Origin of the sequence: Cupriavidus lacunae (genome assembly GCF_003353055.1) — a bacterium.
Lineage (GTDB): Bacteria > Pseudomonadota > Gammaproteobacteria > Burkholderiales > Burkholderiaceae > Cupriavidus > Cupriavidus lacunae.
The window spans coordinates 1-17,883 of record NZ_QKWJ01000046.1 but is presented as its reverse complement, the minus strand read 5'-3'; the positions used below and the strand labels follow the sequence as shown (position 1 = coordinate 17,883).

At 61.3% G+C, this 17,883-nt stretch carries 17 protein-coding genes and 3 pseudogenes; 4 read left to right on the top strand and 16 right to left on the bottom strand.

Annotated features, from left to right (window positions below; genetic code table 11):
- Positions 1-23: 23 nt before the first annotated feature.
- The 6 genes from DN412_RS27340 to DN412_RS27305 all read right to left on the bottom strand — a co-directional run bounded on the left by DN412_RS27340 (position 24) and on the right by DN412_RS27305 (position 5,714).
- Positions 24-1,301, bottom strand: coding sequence for a patatin-like phospholipase family protein (locus DN412_RS27340; RefSeq protein WP_244222802.1), 1,278 nt, complete (start codon positions 1,299-1,301; stop codon positions 24-26).
- A 703-nt stretch (positions 1,302-2,004) separates the two neighbouring features.
- A complete protein-coding gene (locus DN412_RS27325; RefSeq protein ID WP_013953073.1) occupies positions 2,005-2,274 on the bottom strand; it encodes a hypothetical protein in 270 nt (89 codons plus the stop codon).
- A gap of 564 nt (positions 2,275-2,838) precedes the next feature.
- Positions 2,839-3,897, bottom strand: a complete 1,059-nt coding sequence (locus DN412_RS27320) for a copper resistance D family protein (protein ID WP_161564052.1) — start codon at positions 3,895-3,897, stop codon at positions 2,839-2,841.
- Between the two features lie 18 nt (positions 3,898-3,915).
- Complete coding sequence (locus DN412_RS27315) at positions 3,916-4,290, bottom strand: copper resistance CopC family protein (RefSeq protein ID WP_115214436.1); 375 nt, start codon at positions 4,288-4,290, stop codon at positions 3,916-3,918.
- 5 nt (positions 4,291-4,295) lie between these two features.
- Complete coding sequence (locus DN412_RS27310) at positions 4,296-5,255, bottom strand: hypothetical protein (RefSeq protein WP_115214435.1); 960 nt, start codon at positions 5,253-5,255, stop codon at positions 4,296-4,298.
- Positions 5,256-5,432: 177 nt separating this feature from the next.
- Positions 5,433-5,714: a hypothetical protein gene (locus DN412_RS27305; RefSeq protein WP_115214434.1), complete on the bottom strand. Its 282-nt coding sequence runs from the start codon at positions 5,712-5,714 to the stop codon at positions 5,433-5,435.
- Between the two features lie 278 nt (positions 5,715-5,992).
- Between DN412_RS27305 and DN412_RS27300 the strand changes: the two genes are divergently transcribed.
- Together DN412_RS27300 and DN412_RS44715 are read left to right on the top strand one after the other, a co-directional pair.
- Positions 5,993-6,268: a TonB-dependent receptor plug domain-containing protein gene (locus DN412_RS27300; RefSeq protein ID WP_115214466.1), complete on the top strand. Its 276-nt coding sequence runs from the start codon at positions 5,993-5,995 to the stop codon at positions 6,266-6,268.
- A 132-nt stretch (positions 6,269-6,400) separates the two neighbouring features.
- Positions 6,401-6,619 (top strand): annotated as a pseudogene (locus DN412_RS44715) (IS110 family transposase); the annotation flags it as partial.
- 295 nt (positions 6,620-6,914) lie between these two features.
- Here DN412_RS44715 and DN412_RS27295 read toward each other — a convergent pair.
- From DN412_RS27295 to DN412_RS27290, 3 genes are read right to left on the bottom strand one after another with little or no spacing between them, the layout of a single operon-like run.
- The gene (locus DN412_RS27295) at positions 6,915-7,883 is read right to left on the bottom strand and encodes a tripartite tricarboxylate transporter substrate binding protein (protein ID WP_115214433.1); all 969 of its coding nucleotides are present in this window, start codon (positions 7,881-7,883) and stop codon (positions 6,915-6,917) included.
- Between the two features lie 20 nt (positions 7,884-7,903).
- A complete protein-coding gene (locus DN412_RS43520; RefSeq protein ID WP_161564051.1) occupies positions 7,904-8,077 on the bottom strand; it encodes a hypothetical protein in 174 nt (57 codons plus the stop codon).
- A gap of 18 nt (positions 8,078-8,095) precedes the next feature.
- Entirely contained in the window at positions 8,096-9,271 is a 1,176-nt protein-coding gene (locus DN412_RS27290; RefSeq protein WP_244222801.1) for a trans-sulfuration enzyme family protein, read from the bottom strand.
- 432 nt (positions 9,272-9,703) lie between these two features.
- On the opposite strand from DN412_RS27290, the gene DN412_RS27285 reads away from it, so the two are divergent.
- Complete coding sequence (locus DN412_RS27285) at positions 9,704-10,621, top strand: LysR substrate-binding domain-containing protein (RefSeq protein ID WP_161564050.1); 918 nt, start codon at positions 9,704-9,706, stop codon at positions 10,619-10,621.
- An 886-nt stretch (positions 10,622-11,507) separates the two neighbouring features.
- Here the strand turns inward: DN412_RS27285 and DN412_RS27280 are convergent.
- The 7 genes and pseudogenes from DN412_RS27280 to DN412_RS27255 form a co-directional block, all read right to left on the bottom strand.
- A complete protein-coding gene (locus DN412_RS27280) occupies positions 11,508-12,266 on the bottom strand; it encodes a c-type cytochrome (protein ID WP_244222800.1) in 759 nt (252 codons plus the stop codon).
- Positions 12,267-12,316: 50 nt separating this feature from the next.
- Positions 12,317-13,939, bottom strand: a complete 1,623-nt coding sequence (locus DN412_RS27275) for a cbb3-type cytochrome c oxidase subunit I (protein WP_115214430.1) — start codon at positions 13,937-13,939, stop codon at positions 12,317-12,319.
- The gene (locus DN412_RS27270) at positions 13,926-14,519 is read right to left on the bottom strand and encodes a cupredoxin domain-containing protein (protein ID WP_115214429.1); all 594 of its coding nucleotides are present in this window, start codon (positions 14,517-14,519) and stop codon (positions 13,926-13,928) included. The genes DN412_RS27275 and DN412_RS27270 overlap by 14 nt, the downstream gene beginning before the upstream one ends.
- Positions 14,516-14,722, bottom strand: a complete 207-nt coding sequence (locus DN412_RS27265) for a hypothetical protein (protein ID WP_115214428.1) — start codon at positions 14,720-14,722, stop codon at positions 14,516-14,518. The genes DN412_RS27270 and DN412_RS27265 overlap by 4 nt, the downstream gene beginning before the upstream one ends.
- A 5-nt stretch (positions 14,723-14,727) precedes the next feature.
- Positions 14,728-15,060, bottom strand: coding sequence for a c-type cytochrome (locus DN412_RS45975; protein ID WP_425267451.1), 333 nt, complete (start codon positions 15,058-15,060; stop codon positions 14,728-14,730).
- Between the two features lie 60 nt (positions 15,061-15,120).
- Positions 15,121-15,924, bottom strand: a pseudogene (locus tag DN412_RS45970) (c-type cytochrome); the annotation flags it as partial.
- A gap of 121 nt (positions 15,925-16,045) precedes the next feature.
- Complete coding sequence (locus tag DN412_RS27255; protein ID WP_115214427.1) at positions 16,046-16,759, bottom strand: c-type cytochrome; 714 nt, start codon at positions 16,757-16,759, stop codon at positions 16,046-16,048.
- Positions 16,760-17,229: 470 nt separating this feature from the next.
- Between DN412_RS27255 and DN412_RS43100 the strand changes: the two are divergent.
- Positions 17,230-17,883: pseudogene (locus tag DN412_RS43100) on the top strand (hypothetical protein); the annotation flags it as partial.

The window sequence follows — 17,883 nt, the reverse complement described above, 5'->3', positions numbered from 1 at the left end:
AAGTTCAGCGCTTGCTGCGCGCGCTATTTTGCCGCTGCCGCGGCGCTCGGCAATGTGAATCCAGGTGGTGCCTTAACCCACGGGTAGCCCTTCAAGGCCATTTGATAACCGGTGTCATAGAGGGCACGCATGTATTCGTTGTCGAACTCTTCCTTGTGTGGTGCGTTGAAACTCGCTGGGATGAAGCCAAGGTTGAAATCAACGCCATCGCGCTGCGCCGTGGCATAGATACGATAAAGGTCACCAATGCCCTGGCTATGAATCAGCGAGGAGACCGCGCGAGCGGCAATGCTCATCGTGGAGCGCTCGACTTGCGCCCATTCCGTGTCGAGTCGGGCGTTGCGAATCACAAAGAGCTTGCGCTCGCGGCTAACGCCGACAGAAGCCGCGTCCTCCTTGACGCGGATCACCGCCGGGTAGGCAAATACCTGCGCGACGATACCGCCATCAACGTGCATCTCCTGGTAGTGCTTGCCGTCGACTTCCACGTCAATCATCATCGGCGGAAAGCCGCCTGGAATCGAGGCGGAGGCGACCATAACTCTCACAAACAGGTCCAATGCGTTGGGCCCGCCATAGCTCGCGATCTTGCCCATGTCCCAGATAATCCCGCGGCGCGCATCGAGGTCAGCAGTGGCCACCAAAAGCATGCGGCCTTTAGCGTACTCGGCGGCAATCTCCTTGAGCAGATCCTCGGTCACCGATTTTCGCGTCAGCCTTAGCAGTGGCGCGTTGTCGGCCATCCCGTCGCTTAACACGCCCCCAAGAAAGCTGCGCGGTTTCATAACGTCCTTTGGGGAAATGGTCGTATAGACCTCCTTCAGCGTCGCATCATACTTCGGCCCGAGAAAGGCGAAGGGCGCGATCAGCGCACCAGTGCTTATGCCGGTGACGAGTTTGAACACCGGTCGTGTCCCAGTCTCCGTCCATGCATTCAGAAGGCCGGCAGCAAACGCACCGTTGTCACCGCCACCCGAAATCGCGGCGTACACCGCCGCAGGCATGGGCCCTTTGTGCCCCTCCCGTGCGCGGTAATCCTGTTCTCGCCGAAGTGATTCAAAAGCCGCTTGAGTGAGTTGTGGAGAATCGATCCCTGCGACGTAACGTACCCCGGGCATGCCGGGTATTTCAGCCTTTGTTGTTAGGTCGGGGGGAACTGCGGGCAGGCGTGCCGGCGCGGTCGCGCACCCTTGCAAGACAAGCATGAAAGCCGCAATTAGGCTGAGGACGGTGGACTTGAGGTTCGGTTGGGCGTCGGCGACGCCCGCAAGTGACACCATCGCAGCGAATAACCGGCTCATGATCTCGCCCTCCTTACATTGGGTTGCTCTTTCACCTGCAAGGCCATTGCCTCTAGCAACTGTAAGGCACGCAGATTCTTTGTGCGCCGGTAGAGTAGCGAAACCTTGGTGCGTCGCATTGAATGCGTGCCGTACGCGCCGCAAACCACTTCGAATCTGTCCAACCCGCCAGGAGGCACAGATGCAACAGGTATCACTGACCATTCCAGAAATTGGATTGATTGCCGGAACACGGGCGGCAGGCGCTGCGGGCCTCGCACTGTTGCTCAGCGACCGAATGAATCCGGAACAACGCCGCGCTATCGGCTGGACGCTGCTCGCTGTAGGGGTCATCACCACAGTGCCGTTGGTCGCGCAAGTGCTTGGGAAACGTCAGCCATACAAGAGCCCGACGAGAAGTGAAGTAATGTTGCGAGGTCCAGAGCCCAAAATTGACGGGCTCGACGACCGACCGGTCCTGGCCGGTCCCCGTCGGATGCACGCTGGGAACCTGCGATCTTCCCTGACCCACTGCTGCCGTTCAGACCGGGGCAGTCGCAATGGCCGCTTTCAAGCAGCATTTTCAGAAAGAAGCCGACATTCGAATGTCGGCTTGAGAGCGCAGTCGAGTGGCCGCAGTTGGCCGGTTGCGCATGAACAGGGCCGCGCCAGAAAGCGGCCGCACGAATACGTAGCATCGTTTCGTCGGCCAGCATCGGCCGCGCTAGTATTTGATGTCCCGTTTTTCCTGCCGGCCCTCCTGCTTCGTGTCGCGCTTGTCTTGCCGGCACTGGGAGTTGCTTTTTTGGTTTGCAGCCCGGCAGTCGACCTTGCCCGCGCGCGCTTCCTGTTTGGCAGCCTGGTTTGCGTCCCTGCCTTGTTGGCGCTGTTGCGACTGGTTGGTGGCCAGGGCAGCCCCCGATAGCGCCAGGAGTCCGGCTGCGGCCAGCATTGCGCCCGTCCGCCTCCAAAGTCCATTTCTTGATTCGACCATTTTCACCTCCTCCGTGCTGGGTAGAAACGGCGGTCAGTTTTCGCACAACGCCGCCTTCGCATGCTCGTAGAGAGCCAGACTGAAGAAGCCTCCTCCGACAAAAGAAAGCATCCCTTGCCCGCAGCCGATGATGGCACGAATGAGTGTCGCCGAGAACAAATTCCCATGCGCAAGCCATTCCTCAAAGGGTGGCAATGGTTCGTGAGTGGCCGACGATCCCACGTCAGTTGCGGCGCGCGTCAGGTGTCCGCTGTTTGGCCATACCTGACGTTTGAGCGTCCGCGCGGTCTTCTGCGGGGATGTCGCTTGATGGCCGGCAAGAGACCTCCGCCGGTCGCTCCTCGGTCGGCGCTTCCCAACCCTTTATAGACATTCCCCACCTTTTAGTTGAATGGCCGGTTTGGCCGATGAGCGGGCATCCTGCCACACCCAGCCAGATGTCCGACACAGATTGAGGCCGCTGCAGTCCGTTTGCCGTCCGCTGCTGCTACCGTTCTGATTGCGGCGCTTGAATAGGCCCATGTAGAGTGGTCACAAACTCCACTTGAATGACCGTTCTGGGGCTCAGCGAGCCATACCGTTAGCATGCGTGTGGTGGCTGGTTGGCATGCGGCTTTGATGGCGGGCGGGCATCTGGCCGAGCAGAATCGTGACACAGAGCAGTGCCCCTATCATCAGAACACCTTCCACTTTTGCCCTGCGCACAAATCGCTCAAGTGGGCCATGCTTTCCCGCTCTACGACGCTTCAGCGTCAGGAAGTACAGTGTGGTCGCCAATATCCCTGAAGGCTTCGCGCTGCCGGACGACCCGTCTGCCCAGGCCCGCAGCGAAGGGATGCCGAGATAGCGGTTGCTTGCGCCCAGCGCAACAATGATCAGCACCAGTGACAACTTGAGCAACAGGATCCTGCCGTAGGCAGTCTGCCAAAGCGCCTCGAAGTGCTGCATCTCCAGCCACGCGTTGTAGATGCCGGTCAGGGCTACCACCGCCAGTGCTACGCCCGCGAGTGCCGACCAGCGGCGGGCCATGGCGGCAACGAACTGGCGCCGCTCATCCGCCGCCTCGGTCAGGCTATGAAATCCGGTAAGCGTGAGCCCGATCAGGCTGCCTCCCCAGAGGGATGCGGCGAGTAAGTGCGACCAGTCTATTATTTCGGGCAGCGTGATATCGCCCCAGTCGGCCGCATGGCCGGACAAACTTCTGCTTGCGGCGAACAGGCAGGCCGCAGCCAGCATCACCGCCGTGATCGCTGGCGAGCCGAGGCGAGGTCGGGTACACCAGCCTGACCATAGCACCAGTAGCGCCACAGGACGAAGCAGCCAGACTCGCCCAAAATGGGTCTGGGACAGGACCTGCGGCAGCACCAGGCCAACCTCCGCCAGCGGCCGTGCGCTCATCTCCATGGTGCGCCGGATCAGTTCGCCCACGCTACTCAGCGTGAGCACGGCGAGGCAGATGCCAACCAGCCACCAGAGTGGCATCACGGTGGCGATGGATGGCCGCGGCATTTCGTCCTTGAACCGGACAACCCAGATGCGGAAGCCCAGGACCCCGATACATGTAGCGAGTGCCAGCAGATCAGCCGCGGTAACGATCATGCTGCCCGGGCTTGCTGCCATCATTGCATGAGCCATGGTTGCCTATCGCCCCACCGTGAATGAATAATCCCCTTCTGTGGCGTGCCCGTCGCGGGCGACCACCCGCCAGAAGACGTGGTAGACCCCTCGTGCCAGCGGCGGCAGCCGTGCCTCGAGGAGGCGGGCCTGCCCGGTATTGACTTGGCCCGGGTCTCGATTGACTTGCCTCCCCTGGTCGTCCAGCACGCGCAGGGTGCTGAAAGCGGGCTCCAGATCCGCGTCAAACCAGATTCGAACCTGGCCTGGAAGATTGTCGATGACCGCACCGACACGCGGCTCCATTTGTTCGGGAAATGCGTGCGCCAAGATCGCTTGAGGCGCTAACAGTCCCCAGAGCGCGGCGATCGCCAGGCAGATCCTCAATGGGCGAAGCTTCATCCCGGTCAGTGGAAGAGCGGTTTCCCGATGCTTCCGGGAAACATGTCGTCCAGGAACAAGTGAAATTGAAGGAATACCCCGACGTCACGCCCGGACCGACGATTGACCGGGATGGCAGCTTCCAGGGCGACCTGCATGTACTTTCCGAACCACATCAAGCCAGGGTTTACGGTCCCCGTGGTCTGGCTGGAGCAATCCCCGCTCAGGCAGGTTTTCACCGGGACTTCGATCAGGGCGATCATGCGATTGAATGGGGCGCCCAGGCCGACATCTTTGACATAAGTTTGAAGGTACTGCAGGCTGTACTGGACGGTAAAGCCCCAGTTCAGCCTATCAGGTTCCGACCGGCGCGTGGGCAGCTCGGGCGCGAGGATACCGGTGATTGCCAAGGGACGCAGGTACTTCACCCCCTCGGGCAGGTCACCGAAGCCCTTGCCATAGAAGATGCCTGGCGAAAGGGTTGAGAAGGACTCCGCACCGACCCGGTGGCTCCCGGTTCCGCCGAGGTCGGCATCCAACCCTAGTGACACGATCGCTTCATGCTCGGCATTCTTGATCACCTGGTACTTGACCCCCAGCGACAGGTTGTCGAATCCATACTGGGGGACGGTTGTATCGTCCGGCCTGACGCGCTGATAGGTGGCGCCCAGCGAGATGCCGAGGTCGGGCGTGATGCGCTTGCTGAGCTCGGTGGAAAATGTCGTCGTATGGGCGCCTGGCGTGCCACTGGATGGCCCCGCTTCGTCACTGCCGCCCGTGCCGCCCGCCTCTGCCTCCTGCGGGAGCTTGCGGTGACCGACCACAAAGCTCGCTTCGTCCGCAACGAACGGGTCGTCAATCGTGATGGTGGCCGGCAGAAAGCGCTTGCCGACCACGCCATGGGCGTGAGCAGGCGAGTTGCACAATCCCAGGGCGCCGGCCGCAGCCAGCAAGGCACCGATCAGGTTATCACTGGTCTTTTTCATGACGGGTCGAGCTTGGCTGGAGGCAGATTCAGGTTGCACACACAACGGAGATGGCCCAGCCGTGCCTTCGGGCTGGCGTTCTCTTGTACTCGGCCGGCAAAGGTGCCACCCGCATGCACTACAAAAGTGCGCATGCCAGAGTTTCCCAAGTGAATGCCGGCCGAAAGCCAAGAAGGCTTACTTCTTCTCGGTGCCGCCTTCCTTAGTAAATCCCAGATGAACGGTGATGGTGTCGCCGTTCTTGACGTCCTTGATTTGATCGGCCGGGAAATGCAGATTGAGGGTGGGTCCGCCCTTGGTTTGCAGGGCAAACGTTCCCTTCTTGTGATCAAGCTGGCTGACGGTCCCAGTCATATCGTGTTCACCCATGATCCCGGGCGTGTCTTTATGAGCAATCGCCGACGTCGCAGAAATCGTCATTAGCATCGTCGATACAACGAGCAGAAGTGCCTTCTTCATGATGTACCTCCAAGCAATAAATCATGGCGTTGCGTCAGGCTCGGCACTGCACTGCAAGCAGAATGCCAGCCTGATTGAAAGTGTAGGCAACCCGTAACATCACGCAAGCCAAATACCAATCTGCCGACGACGGCGATGTGGCCGGGACACGGTGACGATTTGTCGAATTCCATCCCGTTTTCGTCCTGTGTGACAATGCGCGCCCCGATTGCTGGTATCCCGCCTTATTGCGACCGTAGCCAGACGCCCTGGAACGTAAGTTGGCAGTCGCACACGCCTTGGCAGACGTGTCCGCCGACAAGCCGGCCGCGGCGTCGGTTAAGTCGACGGCAAACGCAACTCTCGCAGATGATTCCACCTTTGTGCTCGGATCAGTCGTCGTGCAAGCCCGGCAGACTGGAATACTGTCAACGAAGAACATACTGACCTCCGTCGACGTGCTGGGCGCGGATCGAATCGAAGACCAAAACGTCAGGAATGTCTGGCAGTTGTTTGGGCAGATGCCGGGGGTGTTGCTGACCGACTTCAATCAGGGCACCACTTCGGGAGGCTAACCGCAGCCTGCGCTACAACACCGTCGAACAGGTACGCGTCAAGCAGACGCGCGACCAGGATTTCGACTTCGACGTTTATGGGGCTTACCTACAGACGGTCATCAAGCCGACCGATGCGCTCAAGCTGGTCCCCGTGGCGATGTCTACCTGCGCACCTTATTGATCCACGGCGCGCGTACGGTGCTATTCCGATCGAAAGAGAAGGGAATCTGGTGCGACCGTCTGCGTCAGAGGCGACCGGCCAATGTGGTCACTGTGGCCCTGGCCAACAAAATGGTTCGCACAGCCTGGGCGCTGCTGGTGCACAAAACTGCATTGAAAAAGAACCACGTGCCAGTGAAGCCTGCGTAGCTCGTACGCCCGCTTCACAGACACGTGGCCGTTGGTTTGGAGCGACGAATCCTCGTCAGCAAGTTGCGATGGTAAGCATAAAGATGATGGCGTGACAGGTTGGACCGCAAGAACGCAATCCTGCTTAGGTTCTGGTGCTTCGAGCACGTGGCCAAGATGAGAGCGTTCTTGGCGAATTCCATCAGGGCCCGCAGGCATGGCCTGCACCATGAGGCAGGATACAAGTCTGCAACCAACCCTTTGTTGAGCCGGACCCTTCGCTTTACCTAGCAAACCGGGGCGCGTTCATATAACCTTATTCGGGTTGGATGCCAGCCTGCTTAACGAGGGTCGACCATCGACCAGCTTCTTCGCGCAGCCGTTGGGCGAGTTGTGCGGAGGACGATGATTTGAGCTCGATGCCTTGCGTATCCAACCGCGCCCGTGTCTTCGGATTGGCCAGAGCATCGCGCACTTCGTCCCCCAGCCTGGTGACCACAGCGGACGGCGTGCGAGCCGGGGCCACAAGAGCCCACCACTGACTAACTTGCAGGCCGGAAAGCTTCGCCTCGGCGGCTGTGGGAACCTGTGGCAGTGCGGGAATCCGTGCCGGTCCCGTCACCATTAGCGCCGTGATCTTGCCTCCACCAAGCAAGCTGCTGCCGCTGGCAAGCGTGGCGAAGTGGCCTGCGACCAATTGAGCAGACACGTCGGTCAGCGCAGGTGCGGAACCGCGGTACGGAACCGCATCGACTGGAATGCCGGCTTGCGCCTCGAGCATCTTAGCCGCCAGATGGCTGATCGTGCCATTGCCACTGGTGGCAAGTTGCAGTGCCATGCCGTTTTTGCGCGCGTCCGTAAGGAACCGCTGGATCTCACCAGTACGATACCGGGTGCTATTGGCGAATAGTACCAACGGAGATTCTCCAAGCAGGGACACCGGCGCAAAGTCCCTCAGCAGATCGTATGGCATCTGGCGGAATACCGAGGGCGCGACAGTGTGAGCCAACTCGATGACGCCCAGCGTGTAGCCGTCAGGCGTTGCCTTCGCCACCGCCTCCGCTCCGATCCGGCCCGCAGCTCCGGCGCGGTTATCCACTACCACAGGCTGGCCCATCGATTCGCTCATTCGCTGAGCCACGGCTCGTGCCAGGGCATCGGTACTACCACCGGCCGCCCACGGTACGATGAGGCGAATTGGTTTGTCGGGATAGGCGGCGAGTGCCGCTGGCGCATGAGCGGTAAGGCAGATTGACAGTGTGGCAAGAAGATGGCTCAGTTTCATGGGGGTACTCTGTGTTGAAATCATGCTTGTGCCGGGCCGCCATGGGCAGGTGCGTCGGCGCCGACGACGGCTGCAGCGCCGCCGCCGATGTATGGAAGTTCAAGCGGAACGCCAGATGCCATTACCCCAACGGCGATCGTACCGACCTTTTTCTCGGCACCAGTGCCAAACAAGAATTGCGAGATAGTTGTCACTTCAATAACTCCTGTTAATTACGAATTCCGAGCGCGTGCAGATGCAAGCGATTTTTCGAGGTCGGTGACCAGCGAGCTAACCGGTTCCAATCCCACAGACAGGCGAACGATCCCTCTTTGGTATTCGCAGTGCTTTCTTCGAGCGAACTCGGTGGCGGGATAGAACGCGGCGAGGCTGTGAACGCCACCCCAGCTAGCTCCAATGGAGAACGTCGTCAGTGCAGCGAAGAATGCGTGTACCTCGTCGCGTTGCTGGAACGTCGGAATGAAAGAGAGAACGCAACCCCCGCCTTGAAAGGATCGCGCCCAAACTTCGTGCCCTGGCGACGTTTGCAGTGGCGGGAACATGACCAACTCCACTTGCTCGTGTTTCGCCAGCCAACTGGCGATCTCTATCGCAGAGTTGCACTGGTGTGCGTAGCGGACCGCCAGTGTGTCCAAGCCCCTGAGGACTAGGAAGCAGTCCTCCGCGCTGACCGCCTGGCCCAGTACGCTTTGCGCATGGCGCATCTTCTCGTAGACCCACCGATGGTTCGTCGCAATAGAACCGAGCAGCACATCCGAATGGCCACCAAAGAGCTTTGATCCCGCTTCGACGCAGATGTCAACACCCTGATCAAGCGGCTTGAATCCCAAAGGGGTTGCCCAGGTGTTGTCTATCACGGTCAGGATGCCTCGGCGCTTGGCAATGGCAACGATCGCCGGAATGTCCTGCATCTCCATGGTCAGCGACCCTGGAGACTCCAAAAAGATCAGCTTGGTGTTGTCCTGGATATGGCTCTCTAAATCAGAACCCGCCGTCGGTGGGTAGACGTCTACTGCCACGCCATAGCCACTGAGCCAGTCGTTCAAGAAGGTCTTAAGCGGGCCATACGCAGAGTCGGACACAAGGACATGGTCGCCCGCGCGAACCAACGCGAGGCCAACCATGCAGAGAGCGGCCTGCCCTGAAGGAGCGAGCACACAATGCGCGCCGCCTTCGAATTCTGCAATTCGCTCCTCGAGCGCCCTGTTCGTGGGGGTACCTGTAACGCCGTACGTGTAGCCGTCGTACAAGCGGTCCTTACGACTAGTGAATTCGTCTACGGTATTGAAGAGTACGGTTGACGCCCTCCACACGGCGGGCGACAGGCTTTTGAAGCCCGCGACCTTGGTATCCTCGACAGTAGCTTGATTCATGCTGATTTCATCCATTTCTGATCTTCAAAACTCAAAGCTCTCTATATATAAAGATGCATTGGCGGATGGGGCGCCTACGTCCGCGTCGTCGTGGATGTGTGAAGTGTGGCCACGTGCGCCGGCCCCGGTACATGCTTAGACTCTTCCAGTTGTGACACACACACCCACCACGTCGCCTGACCGGATGTGACAACGGGCCGCACGAGCTCAGGCCCTACCTCCCCGATGCGTTCACTTGCCCGAAGGCTTGGGCAACACCATATTGATCGGTTCGTGGGGGTACGCTTGTGCCATGACCGAAGTGGACACGCGTGCGAGGAAACGTGCTTTGAACAATGCTTTACATGGTGTTGCTCCACGAGGGATACGCGTAGTATCTTTACTCGCGCCATCGACATCTATTACTAAAATGCGATTGGTCCATCTGAAAACCTAATGAAGGGCGACATGCTGACGAAGCTCAAATCCAAGCAATTGGAGGTCTTCCGCGCGGTGATACTGGCAGGAGGTGCTTCAGCGGCCGCCCGTACGCTGAACATTTCGCAGTCGCTGGTGAGTCAACAGATCGCAGCACTCGAGACGGCGGTCGATTTCAAGCTATTCGAGCGGGAGCGGGGACGGCTCGTGCCAACCCGGCAGGGGAGAGCGTTCTTCCACGAGGTTGACCGTCACTACGTGAGCATGGAGGCCTTGGAGCGCCGTGCGATGAGCCTCCGTGGCGCACAGGAAGACCAAATTTACGTGGGCTGTCAGCATGCACTGGGATACACGCTGCTTCCATCTGTCATCCGTATCTTCCGGCAATCACACCCCTCAGTCCGCGTGTCCCTGCAGATAGCGAACTCCGGGGAGATCAAGGATCGGGTTTCGAACGGAGATTGGGATATTGGCTTTGCCGCGAGTGAAATCGATACGTCGGGGGTCGTCCATTCAATATTCTCGAAGTCGGCGGCCGTTGTTATCACCCCCTTAAAACATACACTCGCTAGGAAACGAGGAACCGTTACACTGGAAGAACTTGCTTCGTTCCCGCTTGTGGCTTTGAATTCCGAGGATGTGACTCGAAAAGCATTGGAGAAAGCTTGCACGGACCGAGGCCTTCAACTCCAATTCGCAGTGGAGACACCCTATAGCATGGGAGTGTTGGCCATGGTTCGCGAAGGCATTGGTATTGGGATTGTGAACGCGATCAGCCTGTCACACGAAGCCCGTCGCCAGGTCGCCGTACTCCCGCTGGAGGTTGAAATTCGGTTTTCGACCCTTGCCGTGTTTCCGCCGTCAAGTCCGTCGTCACCTCGTGTACGGGAGGTTCTGAAGATTGCACGGACCGAGCTCGCCAAGATGACGCTCCCGGGGACCTCTTAGCGTTACATGCCAGTGCAGGGCGCAAAAACACCGCTAACCGGCCCACCCTTACGTCACCTACCGAACTTCTGGCCTGCCGGGTAGACTTCGCCAGCGGTCAGCCAAGCCAGCGAAGTCAACACTTCGTGCCGTTTGCGCGGCCGGGCCGTGCGACCTTTATGCTTTAGGCCACCACAACTACAACCGCACCTTCCTCTTCGGCGCTGGCCAGAGCACAATTTCCTCCCAGCGCCCAGCCACCTCCTGCATGGCGCGCCAGTTCGCGGTAGCCCACGCAAACGAGCCACTCGACGCTGCTTGGCGAACGACCGTTACTGGAGGCGCTGAAGACGTTCGAACGGCAGCATCGAGGCACACGTAGACGTCCGAAAGTGGCCGGTCTCTGTCGTCGGCGTATTCGCGCACGGGCTTGCTGGCGCAAGAGTCGACTACCGACCCTGGACAGCCCTTCAATCCGCGATAACCTATACGGCCGCTTCCGAGGTCGAACGGTCATTCGTGGGATCACTTCGGTCGGAAAGCGTCGAGGGCTGGGACAGGTCGGGATAGCCGTCCGCGCCCAATATTCACGGGCACGCTTCGGTCGTCGGTTCACCGGTTCTTGAGACCGATCGGTCCTCCTGTTAGCCCGTGTTGGCGTTTTGGTATCCGCCGCCGATTGCGTTCCCGGCTGAGTATGGGGTATTGCATGGTCCCAATGCGTGGGGAGATGGTGTCGCGTCGGTCGCCCTCGGGATGCTGGCGGACGGGCTGCGGGAATTTAACCGGCCCGCAAGCAAAGCGGACATGCGGCGCCGCGAGGGTTGACGGCCTAGCCAGGCGGGCCGGTTAGGACGAATTGCTGAAGCCGAACCCCAAGGTTTTTAACGCTCCCTAAATGCGATGGCTAGCGCCCCTCTGCCGCACTGTTCTTTCTTGCGTAAAAATTCGAAACTTCCTCGATCTCTTGATCGGTCATCGCTCGCGCCATATTGCGCATCTGCGCCTCGCTGTCATTACGGCGGGTACCCTCGCGGAACGCACGCAACTGGCTTGTCAAATAGGCGTGCGGCATGCCTTCGAGCCACGGCGCGCCGAATTTCTGATCCACGCCTCCGTGGCAAGAAATGCAGGGCGCCACATTGCGCAGCGGGTCTCCCACGCGCACCAGCGCGGGCAGGTTCTCGTCGTAGGTCGTCGGAGCCGTGCGCGCCTTGGGAAGCGAAGCGTAGTAGGCCGCGAGGTCGGCGATATCGCGTTCGGAGAGATTGCGGGAAAGCGTCTCCATGATCGGACTGCCACGCTTGCCTGTCTTGTAGTCTTGCAACTGCTTGATGACGACTTCCGGATACTGTCCGGCGAGGTTGGGCGCATTGGACGCGCTCATGCCCTGCGCGCCATGGCACATGGTGCAGTTCAACGCGAGCGTGGCACCCCGGCCTACGGCGGCGGCCGGCGCGGCGTGGGCCATGGCGCGGTCTAGCACGACGTTGGTGGCGACGTGGCCGGTACGGGCAGCACTGTTGCCGGCCCATTGGGAAGGTACGCCCGCAGCGCGGCAGATGGTGTCCCACAGTCCGCGCACGGTAAAGTCGCCTTGCGCCATGGGCAGCCACAGGAAGCCGACCAGCATCAGCAGGGCGGTGAGTACGGCCAGAGCCACCACACTCTGCCTGCCGAGCGGGCTGCGGTCCGGGGGCGTACGGTTGTCTTGCATCAGCGGCTCCCGATGGGGACCACCGGCACGCGGGCGTTGTCCAGCATGGCCAGTTGCACGATGGGATAGCCATAGTTGACCAGCGTCAGCGCGATCATCATGCCCACCCACAGTGCGTAGCCGTTCAGCGCGGCTGGCGGCCGTGCGCCGGGATGCAGCGGCTGGCTAAAGGTATAGGTGGCGGGCGCCGGCCCGGGGCGTCGCTGGGCGCGGGCGAGGATCAGCACAAACAGGATGGCCGAGACGACCATCGCCAGCCCCCCGAACGTGGAGGCCGTTACCGTCCATGCCTGCGGATGGAGCGCCGGGTGGCTGTAGTCGTAGTAGGCCATGCGGCGCGGCATGCCAAGCAGGCCCACCCAGTGCCACGGCAGCGACAGCACCAGCATGCCGAGGAACCACAGCCACAGTTGCAGGCGCACCAGTCCCGATTGCAGCGGCGCGCAGCCAGTGAGCTGCGGCCACATGTCATAGGCGACCACCATGTACATAATGACAATGGCGCCGGCGAAGATCAGGTGAAAATGTCCGGTGACCCACTGCGTGTTGTGTACCGTCTCGTTGAGCTGGTAGCTCATGTTGATAATGCCGCCGGCGCCGCCCAGGCCGAGCATGATGAAGGAGAACGTTACCGCCAGCATCATCGGGTTGCGCCACGGGAGCGCCGTCAGCCAGCCGAACACGCCCTTGCCGCCGCGCAGCCGCGCCGCGATCTCCACCGAGGCGACGATGGTAAACACCGTGAGCAGCGTGGGCACTGACACCAGCGCTGTCATGGCCGCATGCACGAACTTGAAGCCCGCGCCGACCTGCGGATCGGCAAACAGGTGATGGATACCGATGGGCATGGAGAAAACCAGGAACAGCGCGAAGGCTACCCTCCCCATCGTGTCGCTGTAGAGCCGCCCGCCGATGGCGCGCGGCACGATGCTGTAGAAGGCCACGTAGGCCGGGATCAGCCAGAAGTAGACGATGGCATGCAGTGTCCACGAGAAGAACACACGCGATAGTCCGGCGTTGATGGTGTCGGTCAGCCCCAGCGACGCGGGCAGAATCAGCACCAGCACCTCGACCGCCGCACCCACCGACGTCCACGCCCACAGGTAGGCGCCGGCCACCGTGCCATACATCGCCAGGGGGACGGTTGCGCCGGGGTTGTCTCGCCGCCAGGCGTGCAGATTCACCGACATCAGCGCCACCCACACCCACGAACCCACCACCACCAGCACTACGCCGAGGTAGTAGAACGGGCTACCGATCAAAGGCGGGTAGAAGGTGTAGAGCACCGATGCCTTGCCCAGCCCCATGGCGATGGCCGCCAGTACCGTGCCCGCAATCACCACCCAGAAGCCGAGCCATGCCCAGCGCAGCCCCAGCAGAGGCCGCTTCAGCGACAGCTCGGTGATGGCGTAGCCAAATCCCATTGCCACCAGCGTGGGCAGCACATAGGCCATAACCGTGCCGTGGGCGGTGACGGAGCGGTAATAGTGCTCGGGATTGTTGACCCACTGCGCCAGCGGGCTGCGGATGAACATCTGCCATTCGCCGAGCAGGATGGCGCCGAGGAAGGCGACGAACGCCACCCAGAAATGCGCGAGGACGAGCTTTCTAGCGAGAAACACAGTTCATCCTTTCCGCGCCACGCGCGCGGGCCATAAACTCTTCTTGGGGCAGGACCTCCACCCGCGCCCACATCGCCTCGTGGCCCGTGCCACAGTACTCGTGGCAGGGCATCAGGTGCTCGCCGGCCTTGGGGAAGGTTGTGGTGAAAGTGGCCACGAAGCCGGGAATGAGCATGGTGTTGGCGTTGGTCGTGCCGACGATGAAGCCGTGGATGGCGTCGGCTGAAGTGCCGCGGAAGGTTACCGGCACGCCTGCAGGCACCACGATGCACTGTGGCTCGAAGGAGTACTGCTGAGCGATCAGCCGCACCGTGACCTTGCCATCGGCGTCCACGGCGGTGCCCAGATTGCCCTCGGCGAACTCGCCGCGCAGGTGCAATGTTTTCACATCCACCGTCTCCACCCGCGATGGCGGCATCGACGCCCAGTGCAGCCCGGCGAAGATCATCAACAGAATGATCACGGCGATGATGAGTCCGACCACCACGGCCCAGCGCCGCTCGGCCGCGACCGCGACCACCTCGGCGTGATGGCCGTCCGGGGCGGCGGACGGACTAGAAGGCGGCGTCGCTGCGTTCACTGGACCATTCCCCTCGGCACGTGGATGAAGAACCAGAAGGCGAGGTAGATCAGCACGACGATGGCCGTCGCCACCCCCGCTACGGCGAAGGCGCCGGTCGGCCCCGCGCTGACCACGCGGTGCACGTCGGCCTCGGTGGGCTCAGAATCGTCAGGATCGGGGGCGCCCGGTGTCGCGCTGGGTATCGAACTGGGTATGGTCATCGGCTTCACTCCGGCAGCAGCTTGCGCAACTCATTCACCTGATTGGGGGCGACCGGCGTTCCGGCATTACCCCACGCTACGCGGATATAGGTGACGACCGCAGCAGCCTTTTGGTCGTCAAGGATCTGCGAAAACGGCGGCATGCCGTATGGACGGGGGTTCTTGGCGGTGCCGGGCGCATAGCCGCCGTTGAGGACCATGCGGATGGAATTCACCGGCGAGGCCATCGTGATCGACTGGTTGCCGGCCAGCGGCGGAAAGGAGGGCGGATGGCCCTTGCCGTCGTCGGCATGGCACATCGCGCACTGCTGGGTGTAGATCTGCCGGCCCTGTTCCATCACCGCCGGCTGGACCAGCCTCGCCTGGCTGGTGGGCAGCGGCTCGGTGTCGCGCGGGGCCAGCGACTTCAAGTAGACGGCCATTGCTTCCACGTCCGCATCCGTCAAGTATTGCAGGCTGTTGTAGACCACTTCGGCCATCGGTCCGTACACCGTGCCCCGGTGAGAGATGCCCACCTGCAGCAGGTCGGTGATGTCCTTGATCGGCCAGTTGCCGAGTCCCGCCTCGCGATTGGACGTCAGCGATGGCGCGTACCAGTTCTGGTTCGGGATCATGCCGCCCTCGAATTCCTTCGATTCGCTGGAGCCGCCCAGCGCGTTGATGGCCGTGTGACACATCGCGCAATGGCCCAGCCCCTCCACCAGGTAGGCACCACGGTTCCATTGCACCGTCTGTTTCGGATCGGGCTGGTACTCGCCTTCCTTGAAATACAGGGTGCGCCAGCCGATCAGCAACTCGCGCTTATTGAACGGAAAGCGCAGCTCGTGTGGCCGGTTGGGGCGCTTCACCGGCGGCACAGACATCAGGTAGGCATAAATGGCATCCGAATCCTCGCGGGTCACCTTCGTATACGAGGCGAACGGCATGGCTGGGTAGAGCAGGGTGCCATCTCGCGAGACGCCGGTGTGCATCATCTTGTAGAAGTCGTCAGCGCTCCACCGCCCGATACCGGTCTCATCGTCGGGCGTGATGTTGGGCACGTAGAGGTTGCCGAAGGGGGTGGCCATTGGCCGTCCGCCGGAAAAAGGCTTTTCGTTTGGCTCGGTGTGGCAGGCCACGCAATCGCCTGCGCGGTCCAGGTACTCGCCCTTGGTGATGATCTGCGTGGCAGCGCCGGCCGGTCCGGCCGCGACGGGCTTGGCCGACGGCGAGCCCGCCTGCTGCGGTGCGGAAACGGGCCGCTGCATGAAGCGCATCGCCAGCACCACGATGGCGAGTATGACCGCGATGCCGAGGATGAGGTAGGGCCAGCGCTTCACCGCATCACCGCTGGCTGCCGCACGCCAGCGGCATGCGAACGAGGTTGGAGGATTCCGGCGACGGGTCGCGCGGGGCCGGCTGCTGCGATAGCCATGCCGCCACCGCCGAGACGTCGGCGTCGCTCAACCGGCCGGCAATGCGCTTCATGCAGTCGGGCTCGGCTGCATGGCGCTCGCCTACCTTCCAGCGCGTGAGTTGGCCGACGATATACGCGCGGCGCAGCCCGACCAGCCCCGGAATGCCCGGTTCCATGCCGGTCAGCCCGTTGCCGTGGCAGGCGGCGCAGGCTGGAATGCCCTGGCCGGCGTCGCCCTTCGTCACCAGTGCCTGACCGCGCGCCAGCGTGGGCGGGGCGTCGTTGGTGCTCTCTGTGGGCGCGAACGGCGGCCGCAGCTTGGCGAAGTACTCGGCAATTTCCTTCAGATAGGGGTCCGGCAGGTAGGCCACCAGGTAGTTCATCGGCGGATAGCGCCGCGTGCCGTCGCGAAAGGCGGCCAACTGGTTATAGAGGTACCCCGCCGGCTTGCCCGCAATGCGGGGAAAGTAGCCGTTGTTTGTCCCTTGGCCACTCTGGCCGTGACAGGTAACGCAGCCTTGCACCCTGGCTTCGAGGGAGTCCACTTGCCTGAACGCCGGAACAGCCTCAGGTTGCGCGATCCCGACTAAGGGGAGGACTAGTAGAGTCGCGAGCGGCGGGAACTTCCATGTGGGGCGCATGGGCGGTGTGCCGTGTGGGATGCATCAAGCGTAGACGTCAAGCGTGCTGTGTCAAGCGGAAAGGCAACTCCTTCAATTTGAGGTCATAAAGGGCGACGCGCTGTAGTTCGTCAAATCCGTGAAATAGAAGTGGCTCAGGGCACCTTGCAATCCCGTCCGCTTTCATTTGGATGGGTGATGGCACCACTTCCGGCTACCAGCTTCGGTCGTCTCAAGGAGCGCAAAAAAAAGCGGTCGACCGCGCACTTTGCTGTTGCCGAGACAGTCAGTTGTGACCAAGACGCCATGGCACGACGGATACGGGCCGGCGCTCGCTGCCTTGGGCGTCTGCTATCTTGGATTTGGATCAGCAAACATTTCCCGTGGCATTGCATTGGTGATGGCGGCCGGCACCGGGTGCTCCGACGACCCCAGCAATCCATTCCCCTTGTGCGCACGGGCGCAACATGTTGTGAAATGGGGGCGAAGCCATGAGAAAGGTGCGACTCGCTGGTCGGTTCGGTGCACCAAACAGTAAAGGCCTATGTGCCAATCTGGGCCGCCACTGTCTGGGGAGCACTATCGTCCTTGCTGTCGCCGCCGGGTCGGCGCATGCCGCCCCGACGAATGCCGATGGCTGGCAAATTGCCGTTGGCCCGTACCTTTGGTTGCCAAACGTGAGCGGCGCGTTGCGTTTTTCCGGATCCTCGTCTACCGGGGGTGGCAACCTCGATGTTGGAGCGGGGCCGGACAGCTATCTCCAGAATTTGCAGTTTGTTCTGATGCTGCAGGTCGAAGCCAGCAAGGGAGATTGGACTGTCCTTGCCGACGCGATCTACCTTGACTTTAGTAGTCAGCAAACCAACCTCAAGGCCGTGGGGGCGGAGGGCGGCACCAGAGTTGTCGTCCCGCGCGACGTGGTGACCGATGCAAGCAGTGGCCTGAGCGGTGGGCTGTTCGAACTTGCCGGGGGCTACACAGCGCTGCGTGCGCCTTGGGGGTCTGTCATGCCGTTCGGCGGGCTAAAGTGGACCCCTCGGTCAAGACAGATTTCAACCGAGTTTAAGCTGCATCCATTTCTTCACATGCAGCGGAACAGCGCTGCCCTGATTTTGCGCGGGGAGAATCCCCTGCGCAGCGTAGCG

Bases quoted from the DNA above. Each gene is read 5' to 3' on its own strand.
- DN412_RS27340 (WP_244222802.1), bottom strand. From the start codon at position 1,301: ATGAGCCGGTTATTCGCTGCGATGGTGTCACTTGCGGGCGTCGCCGAC.
- DN412_RS27325 (WP_013953073.1), bottom strand. From the start codon at position 2,274: ATGGTCGAATCAAGAAATGGACTTTGGAGGCGGACGGGCGCAATGCTG.
- DN412_RS27320 (WP_161564052.1), bottom strand. From the start codon at position 3,897: ATGATGGCAGCAAGCCCGGGCAGCATGATCGTTACCGCGGCTGATCTG.
- DN412_RS27315 (WP_115214436.1), bottom strand. From the start codon at position 4,290: ATGAAGCTTCGCCCATTGAGGATCTGCCTGGCGATCGCCGCGCTCTGG.
- DN412_RS27310 (WP_115214435.1), bottom strand. From the start codon at position 5,255: ATGAAAAAGACCAGTGATAACCTGATCGGTGCCTTGCTGGCTGCGGCC.
- DN412_RS27305 (WP_115214434.1), bottom strand. From the start codon at position 5,714: ATGAAGAAGGCACTTCTGCTCGTTGTATCGACGATGCTAATGACGATT.
- DN412_RS27295 (WP_115214433.1), bottom strand. From the start codon at position 7,883: ATGAAACTGAGCCATCTTCTTGCCACACTGTCAATCTGCCTTACCGCT.
- DN412_RS27290 (WP_244222801.1), bottom strand. From the start codon at position 9,271: ATGGATGAAATCAGCATGAATCAAGCTACTGTCGAGGATACCAAGGTC.
- DN412_RS27285 (WP_161564050.1), top strand. From the start codon at position 9,704: ATGCTGACGAAGCTCAAATCCAAGCAATTGGAGGTCTTCCGCGCGGTG.
- DN412_RS27265 (WP_115214428.1), bottom strand. From the start codon at position 14,722: ATGACCATACCCAGTTCGATACCCAGCGCGACACCGGGCGCCCCCGAT.
- DN412_RS45975 (WP_425267451.1), bottom strand. From the start codon at position 15,060: ATGGAACAGGGCCGGCAGATCTACACCCAGCAGTGCGCGATGTGCCAT.
- DN412_RS27255 (WP_115214427.1), bottom strand. From the start codon at position 16,759: ATGCGCCCCACATGGAAGTTCCCGCCGCTCGCGACTCTACTAGTCCTC.